Raw genomic sequence first — 12,261 nt, 5'->3', positions numbered from 1 at the left:
AAACCAAGTTTATTTCTACATCATTAAGAATTTAAAAATTATTTTCGTAACCATGAGTTCGATTGATTATCTTGAATCCAAGCTTCAGTGAAGTAGTTTCAAGTTTTGGGATAGGCTCATTCATTATTTCGATCCATTATTTCGATCCATTATTTCGATTCACTTATTCTGATTTCATTATTCTGATTTCATCGTTTGTTTTAGTCTGTTATTTATCAGTCTGCTTCTTCAGTCTCCTTATTATCCAAGTTTAATAGACCATAGCGTATTATATATGAGCACTTTGAAGAAAAATCGCAGGCGAACCGCACAGTATTATCTATATCGAGCTTATTTCTCATGTTAATGGTCCAGCTTATTTCTTATGTTAATGGAGTATATTGTTAACAAAATACGTTGTAAATAGAGTGTAAAGTTAATAGAGTGTGTTTACATGCCTCATATAATGGAACTACTGGGAAAAGCAAGAGTAGTCGTAAAAGACGGCAGGGTTGTGGAAGTCGGGATACCGGAAATTGAATGGTGCCCTCTTTTTTCAAAGCTAAGAGAGGTCCAGAATATCACTCAAGAAGAGGTTAAAAAGAATATTGAGTCCCGGATTCGCGATGTAGGGATGTTCACGCCCGGACGCAAACTCCTTGAACTTGATACCTATGTGGCTTTCGGCGCCTCGGAAATCATGATGTCAGGCCTCAGACGTGGTTTTCTTGAGACAACCGTAACTGCCTGCGACGGGGCAGGCACTGTCATTGCCAGTAACCCTGCTCTTGTCCAGGGCATTGGGGGCAGGATGTCCGGCCTTATCGAAACCGAGCCCATAGACGACATAATCGAGGGAATCCAGAAACTCGGCGGAACCGTGTTCGATCCCTCAACTGCGGCCATCGACCCTGTCGGAGGAGCAAGGAAAGCTTCAGAACTTGGCTACCGAAGGATTGCAGTAACCGTAGCTGACCCTGAAACCGCAAAGGAGCTGAGAAAACTCGAAACCGAACTCGGGCTTGACCTGATAATAATTGCCGTACATGTTACGGGCGTGGGCAAGGAAGAAGCACAGGGACTTCTGGAAAGCTCGGATATTGTAATCAGCTGTGCTTCAAGATATATCAGGGAACTTGCAAAACCCCTCGTGCAGGTCGCAGCTGCAATCCCGCTTTTTGCCCTCACGCAAAAAGGAAAAGAACTTGTGATCGAAAGGGCAAAGGATATTCAAAGCCCGATTCTCATCAATACTATGAAGCTGCCTGTGTTGCCTGCACATAAACAGCCTAGAAATCTGGTTTAAATAAAAATCGGGTTTAAATAAAAATTGTGTCTAATAAATCTGGTTTAAGGAAGTAGCTCAGGCAGTAGTTTATCTACTTTTTTAACCTGTTATGTAATATTCTTTTTAAATTTTTATATCACACAAAAGGCTCTAATTTTAATTGTGCTCCAATATTTTCCTAGTGTGCTCCATATATTTTTCGGGTGTCTGTTAACGAGATAATCTACTGCCTGGAGAACTAATTTACGTTAATTACTTTCCTTTTTTTCCTGGTTTGGATGGTTTTACATCCTTTTTAGCCGGCTTATCGGCCGGAGCCTTTGCCTGCGGCTTTCCACAAGCTGCCCCAGCTTTTGGACTCTCGGCTATTGTAGAACTTTTTGCCATATAGAAACACCTCTGTATCGATATTTCATATAAGTATCTGATTATACTGTCTCTAAGTTATATATAAGTTTCCAGCTCAAATAATTGTTCATCGAATACTTCTGTAGAAGAATCGACTTATCAATCTATAATTCAACTCATGAGTCTCTTATCAACTTATTGATTTCTTCTGACTCAACTCGTCATTCCCAATCCTGGTACTGCAAGTTCACACAGCTTAATTTCAAAAACCAGTTCTCAAGAAAACATGTATCAAAAAACGGCTCTCAAGAAAGCAGATAGTAAAAAATTCTCAAGAAAATAGATGTTAAAATAGGTTATTTAAAAAGGATAAACCAGTTCAAGCCTCCTGGCGCAGGCTTTTACCTGCAGTGAATTCTATTTTTTTCCCCTGAGCTTTCCCAATAACCCGGAGAAACCAATTTTGTCCTGGAATGTTTTGCCTTCCTGTTTCTTCTTTTCCATTTTCTGGAATCTTCTGTCCACGATATATTCTCCGATAGGATTGACAAAACCAAGGAGGATTCCAATTCCCGTAAAAAGGTAAATAACAGTAAAAATTTTTCCCAGATCGGTTTTAGGGGCAAAGTCCCCATAGCCCACAGTTGCCAGGGTGATAACCGAAAAATAGAAAGAGTCAAGCCATCTCCAGCCTTCGACTGTATGGTAAAAGACAGTACCCACTGCAAGAGTTATCGCAGCTGAATACAGGAGGGACCTGAACCTCGGATCTTTAAGCAGGGTTCTCAGTGTCCTTAGAAACATTAAGAATGTATTTCCATCAAAGTTTAAAAAGAAATCTATGCAAGCCGTAAACTAAAGATGTAACTTAGATACGGGGACAGAATTGCTGGTATGATTAAAAACGCGGGCTTTCAATCCGGTCCCACTTCCTGAAGCCCTGTGCAAGCAGGTAAAAGGCAAGAGGCAGCAGCAGAAGGTCTACAAGCATATAAAACGGGCCGAACATTGACAGGATGACATTAACCAGCAGGATAGGCATGACTGAGAATGTGTAAAGTGCAAAAGTCCTGCCGTTATAGAGGTTTATGGAAGGGGAGAGCCCTGTCAGGTAAACCAGTATTGAAACCATGTAAAATGAAATTGAGAGGAAAAGTAGCAGGGCTGGTAGCAGAATTCCAGAGTCTTTGTTAAAGGTAAGCAGGATAAGGAGTATAAACGGGACCAGATTCAGGAAAAGGTAACTGTTCAGTTTGCTCCTCATCATATCCGAGACTCTCAGGGGAAAGCAAGCATATGAGGCGAAGATATCGTACTCTGTAAGCCAGTTATACATTGAGGAGGAAAGTACTCCCAGAACAAGGGAAAACAGGATTAGAGTGTTCAAAACCGGGAGAACTGTTCCCAGGGCCGAAAGAAGCGTCCAGATAAGAGCCGCAGGGAGCAGGAACGAGAAAATTAGCTTTCCGAACCCTCCTTCACTCCTTTTCAGGTCAAGGATATCCTTTGCGACAAAAGCTGCGTACCTGTACGAACCAAACTCCCCGCACAGTCTGGAAAATGAGTTTGGAAAGCTCTTCTTCGCCTGGGGGAAATCTACTTTCAGAAAAATCAGGGATAAGGCCGAAGGGAAGATTATAAGCACAGAGGATAGCAGGAACTGGCTTTTTGAAGGACGCAGGAAAAAAGAAAGGCTGGGCAAGCTATAAAAGCTACCTGAGTCAAGATTTCCGGAAATAAAAAGCAGGGAAATGCAGCCAGCCAGAAAACCCGAAGTCAACAACTTTCCGGAATGTGCATAGACCGTAGACAGGAAAAACACCATGGAAAGCCCGATCATAAAGGACAGAGAAAGGGTCAGGAGAAGGGTGAGAAGGATAACAGGAGAATGGAAATTCCCTGCCGGGATAAGGGCTGCAGCAAGCGCAAAACCTGCAATGAAAGGCAGCACGTAGAGGACAAAGTAATATACGATATCTTTTGCAAGGAAGTTTGCAAAGATCAATCTCTCGGAAACAGGAAGCGTCCTTGAAGAGTATGCTATCAGGCTTGCCTGCCCGAAACGCCGGTTCATAAATTCCCGGCCTATAAGCCCAAAGGCTCCTACCATGCCTCCAAGAAGCAAAAAAAGGTAATGCATCCCGAGCGCTATCTGGGTATACGTAAAGATTTCCCTGAAAATCGGCAGAACCAGGCTTACGAAAAAAGTGAACATGAAGATAAAAACCGGAAAGAAGGAAAACCCATTGTTCCCGAAGAGATTCGAATGCATCCGCCATTCTTCTTTAAGCATGCTTTTGAATATGTCAAACATAAAATCCCTGCCAGTTTTGTTCCTGTTTTTGTACCAGTTTCATTCCTTTTGTAAAATCTTCATTCTTTTTCGTGCCATCTAATTCTCTTTGTTCTACTTTCACCGTTTATTCTGTGCTGTTTTCATTCTTGCTTTTATACTGTTTTCATTCTTTTTTGTGCCGGCTTTCTAAGTTTTATGCCTGTTTAGGGAATTTCACACACTGATTTTGTTACGCATACTGTGCAGGTTTGCTCAAATCAGTGCCGGAATTCCCTGGTCGGCTTACGAGATCCAGGAAGAATTCCTCAAAATTCCTGCCCCGGAGGGCAGGGTCGTCCAGGCGGCCTGCATAGACCAGCTTTCCTTTGTAAATGATCCCAATGCTGGTACAGATCTGTTTTGCAATCTCGAGAATGTGTGTGGATATGAAAATCGTTCCTCCGTTTTTCACATAGCCTGCAAGAAAATCTTTTACCTTTCTCTGCATTACAGGGTCCAGGTTGATAAGGGGCTCATCGATAATAGCAAGCCTGGGCTCATGCAGGAAAGCCTGCGCAAACATTAATTTCTGCCTTGTGCCTCTTGAGAGGTCTTTGCAGAGTGAGTTTTTCTGGTCCTTAAAATCGAAAAATTCAAACCATCTTTCACAGGTTTTCTCATAGTGTTCCATTTTCCTGATCTTTGCAACGAAATGGAGATATTCTTCTGCCGTCAAAAAACTTGGTGGAGTTTCCTGCTCGGGAATAACGCCTACGAGCTCCCTGACCCTGATAGGGTCTTCAAGCACGTTTACCCCATGTACTATGAGGGAGCCCGACGTCGGTTTTATCTGGCCGGTAAGCATTTTTATCATTGTAGTTTTTCCTGAGCCGTTCGGGCCCAGAAGCCCAAAAAGCTCGCCCCTCCCGACAGAAAGAGAAACGTCGTCCACTGCTTTTGTACTTCCATAAAATTTAGAAAGGTTGTTTACTTCAATCATCTTTAAGGCTCCTGAAAAACCCGGTAATTTGTATAGCCAGCATCTTCCATACTTCGGATAGTCAGTCAGCATAGAAGCTAAGGCCAAAACTTTCTTTAGTATTTGAGTAACCATAAGTTTTCAAATATCTTCAATATGTATCAGTTCGACAAATCACTTATGCATCCCTTATCAGGCTTCCTGTCCTTCGGATATTCTGAAAATAATATTATTGCAAAAATAATACGAAACGAAGGCTATTGACGGTATAAACTGCCAGGAACTTTGATAAGTATTGAGCGTCAGGCCTGTTTTTAATCATTTAGCTTGCATTTCCATTCATTAATATTTTTAGTGTTCAAGATAACTCTCTAAAAATATATAAAAGTAGTTCCTTTCAGGCAGGCATCATAGGGATGAGTTATTTCGTCAATGAGTTTATTAGAACAAGTGTAGTGGCGTTTAGGCTTGAACAGCACAAAAATTTTAAGTAAAACCCTCATGAAATAGATTTCCGTAGCTCTATTCCCAGGTCTTCTATTTCTTTCTTGAGTTCTATTATTTGAGATTCACTGACTCTTATTTCACCGTATAAATTCTGTAAATTAGATCCGGAAACTTCCTGCGGGGTCATCAGAAAAGATTTGCCCAGAGACAAAAACAGTTCCGAAAGCTCCTGTCTAATTTTTCTGGTTCTGCTGATCAGCTTTTCTTCCAGCTCCAGCCATGGATACGCATACTCACTGCTATCCGACATACTTTTTATTTTTTTCTTAATCTGAGTTTGGAGCTTCATTTCCCGATCAGTTTTAGTGTCCAGGATTTCTCTATCAGTCTCCAGCTCTTCGATAGTTTTAAAGATCGGTTCTACCGAACTCAAACTTCTCACAATCAGAGAGGAATTTACAACCTCTTCTCCGATTTCAACCCACTTTTTATCTTTATTCCAATCATATACCTGATTGATCCCTTTTAGGTACATCACTTTAGTTTCAGATTTTACTCGATCAAAAAATCCAGCTTTCTTACTTCGCAGCTCCAGGATTTCCCAATTTCTTTTAATAATCTCAGCCTGAGTTTGAAGTACATCCTCAAATATTCTTCTAAGGACAGGATCCTTTTTGACAGCTTCCCTTTCCTGCTCGAATAAAGTTTTTGTAAGTTGATAACACGAATTTTTATATTGTTCGTCCAGAGCTTTAACTGATTCTTGAATTTCTTTTACAGTTTCTCTGGATTCTTTCCACTGGAACCTCAGTTTTTTAATGGAAAGTATATCTTCTTCAATTCTATCAAGAATATTTTGCTTATCCAAAACAATTGTTAAAACATTATCTAGATTGTTAAAAGAAAAGCCTTTTTTATAATTAGAAAGTAATTCTTCTCCGATTTTCCTTTCATATCCCTCGATCACGGTTTCAATTTTTAAAATTTGATTTTTATATGAAAGTATCTTCAGGTTAATGCACTCCGGTCTGAATCTTTCTATCCATTCAGCTGGTACCCCGGATGTACCGTCCTCTATTTCGGCATTGAAACTTTTGATATATTGAATAAAAGAAGAAGGTTTGGTTAATGCATCTGACGATAAATTAGTCTCGTTTACGCATAAAACTTTGTTTTTCTTCAATACCTCGTCAGTGGTTTCCGATATTGTTTGACCTGTTTTTCGAAGGAAACCAGCGCCCTGAATCAGCTCTAAAGTGTTTAAATCCATAATCCAGGTCTCAACAAAAGTTCGCCGGAATAAATGCATATCGTGTCCACCACTTTCCAGGAACTTTTTTGCAATTTCAATACTTTCAGGGTCTCTGAATCCAAAACATAATGTCAGTGCGCATTGCCCCTTCTGCGATATTGATAAGGAATATTTATCTGTAAAATATAAGAAAGAATCACGAATATTTTTGTATAGGAGTGTTAAATCCTCTTCGTTCATGAAATCCATTACTTTTGCACAAAAAATGAGTGGCCTTCCATTTGAATAAACTATTCCTGCCACAGGAAAACTTTTTCTGTAGATTTCCCAGTGCCTTCTCAAAATATTAATTTCTTCTACATTTGAACTGCCCTGTTCAATAAAAAGTAGAGATAATGGATTAATGACAGGAAAGGGGCCTGCACGTAAGGATGTTCTGACTCGGTCTCTTTTTTCCTCATCACTTTCCGATCTTATGCCAGAACATTCAATTTCTGACATGCACCCTATCCTGTCAATATAATTTTGGGCACAGTAGTAAAAAGTGGGCTCGTCCATCCTTTATCCCATATGCTTATCTTCAACTTATAAGTGAAAAGCAAGATTAGTTTTTCAATTCATGAGAAGTATTAATCGTCCTATATGTCGCAATCGTCCTATATCTCGCCCCATTTTATCTTAACCGTATGTAGTTTTCCACCATATATTCCTGTTGAATTAAATTTCCTTACAATAAATGCGAAGCTTTACTTTAGCTTCGTTAGAGCAGGGAACCTTCTCAAAGTCACGGTCTATCTTTTAGCAAGGATCTAATTGGAAGATTTAAAATAGAATCAAAATAGAATCAGGCTAAACACTTTCGAGAAATGCCCGCAAAAGTTTATTCCCCATTTTATCCTGATACCGGAGGTCTATCCCTGAAAGAAAAACTTCTTGAGATCAAATCCGCATTTATGGACTATTTTAAAGAGCGGGAAGCCGAGATCAACGGCTCTCTCCTTGCCGTGCTTTCCGGGGAAAACCTCCTCTTACTAGGGCCTCCGGGAACGGCGAAAACGCAGCTTGCAAAAAATATCTGCCAGTCGATCGAAGGCGGAAATTTTTTCAATTATCTCCTGACAAGCTTTTCCACTCCTGAAGAAATTTTCGGCCCGCTCTCCCTAAAAGCCCTGGAAGAAGATGAGTTCCGGCGAAAGATCGAGGGCTGCCTTCCAACTGCCCATATCGCTTTACTGGACGAGATTTTTAAAGCGAGCAGTGCGATCCTGAATAGCCTCCTGACCATTCTCAACGAGCACAAATACCACAATGGGAGAGAGCTTGTAGACGTGCCTCTACTCTCGGTTTTCGGGGCATCCAATGAGCTTCCTGACGAAAACGAAAGCCTTGAAGCCCTTTATGACCGCTTTTTATTCAGGTACAGGCTCGCCTATATTCAGGACGAGGAGAACTTCCGGAGTCTTCTTTTCAGGAGCCCTGAAGAGTTCAAGCCTGCTGCAAGTATCAGGATTTCTGCAATATACGGGCTTCGAGAACACGCAAAAAACCTGCCTGTTGACCCTGATGTTGAGATCATTGTGACTGAACTTCGAAAAAGCCTTCAGCTCCAGGAGATTGAAATTTCGGACCGGCGCTGGAGAAAAGTAATTCAGGTGCTCAGGGTTGCAGCCTGCAGCAGCGGATGCCCGGCCGTGGACAGGACAATGGTACTCCTGCTTCAGCACATGCTCTGGAACCTGCCAGAGGAGCGGGAAACCATAAGAAAAACAGTCTTTGAATTCGCAATATCAGGCGGCATCAGTACAGAAAAACTGCGCCAGGAGGCCGAAGATCTCCGGGCTGCGGTAAGTATTGCCCTGAAAAACGAGCTTCCTGTAAAGGTTATCTGCGACAGCTGCGGAGAGGAATTCCGGCTGAGGCAGGAAATTGAAACTCACCATATTTCTCACCCGAATCACAGCTATACGCTTAAAACGGAAGTGGCCTCAAGGATCTATCCTTACGACAACCTTGTGAGGGAAATTGATTCTCTCCAGGAAGCGGCTGGAAAAGCAAGCATTTTGCCCCAGGCCCGGAAAGAAGTCTTTGAAAAGGAATTGAAAGCCCTGGCCGATCGAGTGGAACGCGTAAAATACAGGCTTGAAGAGGAAAGGGAACTTCTTAAAAGCCTCATGGAGGCAAATATCTGGCTCTCGACCCTTGACAGAAACGAAGCTCTCCTCCTGCACGATACAAGAAGTATTGAATTATCCGAACTCAATGACCTTATATCAAAAAGCCGGTCAATGCTCGGATTACAGAGCTGGCAGACACAGCTTGAATCCAGGCCTGTAAAAGAAGTGAGAAAACAGGAAATGGAAAAAAAAGAAATAGAAAACGTTTCCGTGCCCGATTCAGGCAGCACTGTCAACAGTTTCATGAAGGGGATTGGCTCCCGATTTAAGCTCAGATAAAGAGCCGGACCAGACACTTTAAACCAGGTAGTTTAAATGAGGTTTTGATATGGAAGAGGATTTCCTGAATATTCCGAATACAGCCTCATCTGAAACTTACTTCTCTTTTTCAGGAAACAAAACCTCAGGAAGTAAGGGTTTGCGGGATTTGCTTACTCTCCAGAACCAGGCTGCTGCCGTACTGGAAAGAGATCTCAGGAGCACAATAGCTTTTCCTCGAACTATCCCCCGCCCTGTGAGAGAAAAAATAGCCGAAGTCCTCACCCTTGAGATCCTCTTTGGGCAGCCTTATGAGATAAAGGACCCTGAAAGGTTCATAGGTACTTTCGGAGCTTTTTATCCGATTCTTCTTACGCTGAGAAATTCAAAACCCTGGCCTAAACTCCGAAAAATTGCAAAAAAAAGCAGAGGAGCAGGAATTGCAGGCTTGAAAATTCTCCTGCCTCTTGTTTATGAGATACTGGAACGCTTTTCAGCATCCTCAACCAGCATTTCCGGTGCAGAATATTTTAAGGAACTCGATGCCGGAATGGATGAGATCCTGAAGCAATTCGAAGAAATTCTGAAAGAAACCCTTCTCATATGGGGAAACGGCACATCTACGGAGTTTTCAGGCAGGAGTGACCGGGAGAGAAGAAATTCCGGAGAATTTGTCCTGGCCGATGCTGTCCTGACTTTCATGCAGACGGATGGCTACCAGGAATTCCTGGGAAGAGTAATGGAAGGGCTGTATCGGAGAATGAGCGAATTCGTTTCGGAAATGGAAGAAAACCTGGAGCTTTTCGATACGCTTGCCCTGCTTTTTCCCCAGCGCAACTGGAGCTATTCCGTAAAAGAGCTTAAAAAAGAGCCTTTCTACGTGCAGCTTAAAATGCTTAAAAACTATTCGACCTTTTTTGAAAAAAGCCCTGACCTGAGGAAAATCATTGATTTTATCGGCAGGCGGGAATTTGACCCGCCCTCGGACCGCATACGCCTCTCACCTTTCGGGAAAAACCGGATCCAGACCGTGCGTTTTTCCGATTCCATAAATAATCTGCTGCCCATGGAAGCTGCGAAACTCCTGAACCCCTCCCTGAAAAAAAAGTTCTATGCTGACATGCTTGAAGGAAAGCTCCTTAGCTACCAGCTGCTCGGAAAGCACTACACAGGCCCTCCCCGCATAAAGCCCAGAGGCCCTATGATCGTGCTTGCAGATACCTCAGGATCCATGCACGGAGCTCCCCAGACCCTGGCCAAGTCTGCGGTGCTGGCTATGGCAAAACGGATGCTTTCCCAGCAGCGGGATATGAAAGTTATCCTTTTTGCCTCGACAAGCCAGCACCTGGAAATCGAGCTCAGCAGCAGGAAAAAAATGTCCGAGAAATTCCTGAACTTCCTTCTCTATACCTTCGGCGGAGGAACGGATTTCAATACCGCCCTTGCCTCAGGCCTCAAATCCCTGAAAGAAAAGGACTTTCAGGGAGCAGATCTGCTCTTTATAACCGACGGCAAATCCGAAATCTCTGACGAGCTTGTACTGGCCCGCTGGGAAGAGGCAAAAAAGAAGTATAAAGCAAAGGTCTATTCGCTGATCGTAGGCGGCAGAGACGCAGGTGGGCTTTCTGCAATCTCGGACTACACTTATTTTGTGGAAATGGAGCTTGATTCCGAAGGCAGCGGCGGGTTTGTAAGACTGATCGAGGCTACGGAACCGAAAATCACGGATTTCAGTGCAGCAGGAAATTAAGAAAGGGTTATTCCCTTTCTTTTCCATTTAATTTCCGGGTCTACTCCTCAGGGGTGTTTTTTGTGATCTAAATCTTATCTGAAATGTCAGATAGGCGATGTTTTGTCTGCAATCTCTGATCCTGCACCTGCTTCTAAAGAATCTTTGCGTTCTTTAAAGATCCTGTGTACCCTCAAAAGCAGAAACCCGGAAAGCATAAATGATAGTAAATCCGAGACCGGAAAAGCCGCCCAGACTCCATCCAGTTTGTAGAACCGGGGAAGGATTACAATAGCAGGAATCAGGAAGAGGAGCTGCCGACTGATAGAGAGAAGGAAAGCGGGTTTGGCTTTACCCAGGGCCTGGAACAGGGTTGATGTGATCAAATTCATGCCTACCAGAGGCATCCCCAGAAGTATAATCATTATAGCATTTTTCCCAAGCTCCAGATATTGCGGGTCTGAACTAAATAGTTCCAGAAGTTGCTCCCTGAAGAAGAGAATGACAAGCAGGCCAAGAAGCCCAATAGTTGTTGTCACTGCAAGCGATAATTTTACGGCTTCGACTATCCTTCCATACTTTTTTGCCCCGTAGTTAAACCCTACAATCGGCTGCAGACCAAAGGACATGCCCAGAAGGGACATGAAAATGAAAGAGTTAATCCTCATTATTACACCAAAAACGGCAATTGCGGCGTCTCCTCCATAAGTTGCAAGTGCATTGTAAACAAAAATCATCATGATACTGTTCGAGCACTGCATTACAAAAGGCCCAATACCGATAACCCCGATCTCCTTAATAATGTTCAGATCGGGTTTCAGGGTTTCAGACCTGAAATGCACAGCTCCTTTTCCCTTGAGGTAGTACAGCAGGAGCCAGACAGACGCTACAGCCTGGGAAAGTACAGTTGCAATTGCAGCTCCCTTCACACCCATTCCGAAGCCAAACATGAAAAGCGGGTCAAGGAAAATATTGAGGCCGCCGCCTACCAGCATGGCATTCATTGCAAGACGGGCGTTTCCTTCAGACCGGACAATATGCTGAACAGCCACTCCGAAGACAAAAGTAGTTCCTCCTGCGATTATGATATTAAGATAATCTCTGGCATAGGGCAGAACTCCAGCAGTTGCTCCGAAGACTTTCAAAATCGGGTCAAGGTAGTAAAGGCAGGGAATGGCTATAAGTACACTTAAGATTAAACTCAGGGAAAAAACATTTCCAAGTACCCTTTCGGCTTTTTCATATTTTCGTGCTCCAAGGGCACGCGAGATTATGGAAGACCCCCCTGTCCCGAGTACAATTCCAAAAGCTATAATCATCATCTGAATCGGAAAAGCTATCGAAAGTCCGCCTATTGCCTGGATACTGTCTGCTCCGTATGCCATTCCCACGAAAAAAGTATCTACAACGTTATACAGAGCCTGTACCAGCATTCCGATGACAATAGGAGCTGATAGCTTGAACAGAAGCTTTCTAATGCTTTCTTTACCCAGAAATTCGCTTTTTTCATTCATTTTTTCTTCTCTGTAGTT

The 12,261-nt window shown here is 42.8% G+C and carries 9 protein-coding genes; 3 read left to right on the top strand and 6 right to left on the bottom strand.

The window, feature by feature from the left end; all coding sequences use genetic code 11:
* Window positions 1-433 precede the first annotated feature (433 nt).
* Window positions 434-1,285, top strand: a complete 852-nt coding sequence (locus ACPK8D_RS04475; RefSeq protein WP_424716638.1) for a methanogenesis marker 8 protein — start codon at window positions 434-436, stop codon at window positions 1,283-1,285.
* A gap of 234 nt (window positions 1,286-1,519) precedes the next feature.
* Here the strand turns inward: ACPK8D_RS04475 and ACPK8D_RS04470 are convergent, their stop codons facing one another.
* From ACPK8D_RS04470 to ACPK8D_RS04450, 5 genes are all read right to left on the bottom strand, one after another.
* Window positions 1,520-1,654, bottom strand: a complete 135-nt coding sequence (locus tag ACPK8D_RS04470; RefSeq protein WP_424716637.1) for a hypothetical protein — start codon at window positions 1,652-1,654, stop codon at window positions 1,520-1,522.
* A gap of 378 nt (window positions 1,655-2,032) precedes the next feature.
* Window positions 2,033-2,419 carry a potassium channel family protein gene (locus ACPK8D_RS04465; protein ID WP_424716636.1) on the bottom strand — a complete coding sequence of 129 codons (387 nt, stop codon included), beginning with the start codon at window positions 2,417-2,419 and terminating at the stop codon, window positions 2,033-2,035.
* Between the two features lie 94 nt (window positions 2,420-2,513).
* Window positions 2,514-3,929 carry a hypothetical protein gene (locus ACPK8D_RS04460; RefSeq protein ID WP_424716635.1) on the bottom strand — a complete coding sequence of 472 codons (1,416 nt, stop codon included), beginning with the start codon at window positions 3,927-3,929 and terminating at the stop codon, window positions 2,514-2,516.
* Between the two features lie 211 nt (window positions 3,930-4,140).
* Window positions 4,141-4,890: an ABC transporter ATP-binding protein gene (locus ACPK8D_RS04455; protein WP_424716634.1), complete on the bottom strand. Its 750-nt coding sequence runs from the start codon at window positions 4,888-4,890 to the stop codon at window positions 4,141-4,143.
* 478 nt (window positions 4,891-5,368) lie between these two features.
* The gene (locus tag ACPK8D_RS04450) at window positions 5,369-7,069 is read right to left on the bottom strand and encodes a hypothetical protein (RefSeq protein ID WP_424716633.1); all 1,701 of its coding nucleotides are present in this window, start codon (window positions 7,067-7,069) and stop codon (window positions 5,369-5,371) included.
* Window positions 7,070-7,434: 365 nt separating this feature from the next.
* On the opposite strand from ACPK8D_RS04450, the gene ACPK8D_RS04445 reads away from it, so the two are divergent.
* Complete coding sequence (locus ACPK8D_RS04445) at window positions 7,435-9,021, top strand: AAA family ATPase (protein ID WP_424716632.1); 1,587 nt, start codon at window positions 7,435-7,437, stop codon at window positions 9,019-9,021.
* 49 nt (window positions 9,022-9,070) lie between these two features.
* On the top strand, window positions 9,071-10,750 hold the full coding sequence (locus ACPK8D_RS04440) for a vWA domain-containing protein (RefSeq protein ID WP_424716631.1): 1,680 nt from the start codon (window positions 9,071-9,073) through the stop codon (window positions 10,748-10,750).
* 86 nt (window positions 10,751-10,836) lie between these two features.
* Here the strand turns inward: ACPK8D_RS04440 and ACPK8D_RS04435 are convergent, their stop codons facing one another.
* On the bottom strand, window positions 10,837-12,243 hold the full coding sequence (locus tag ACPK8D_RS04435; protein WP_424716630.1) for an MATE family efflux transporter: 1,407 nt from the start codon (window positions 12,241-12,243) through the stop codon (window positions 10,837-10,839).
* Between the last annotated feature and the right edge of the window lie 18 nt (window positions 12,244-12,261).

Source organism: Methanosarcina sp., from assembly GCF_049706645.1.
Taxonomy (GTDB): domain Archaea; phylum Halobacteriota; class Methanosarcinia; order Methanosarcinales; family Methanosarcinaceae; genus Methanosarcina.
Note: the sequence above shows the minus strand (reverse complement) of the source record. Positions and strands in the feature narration are given on the sequence as shown.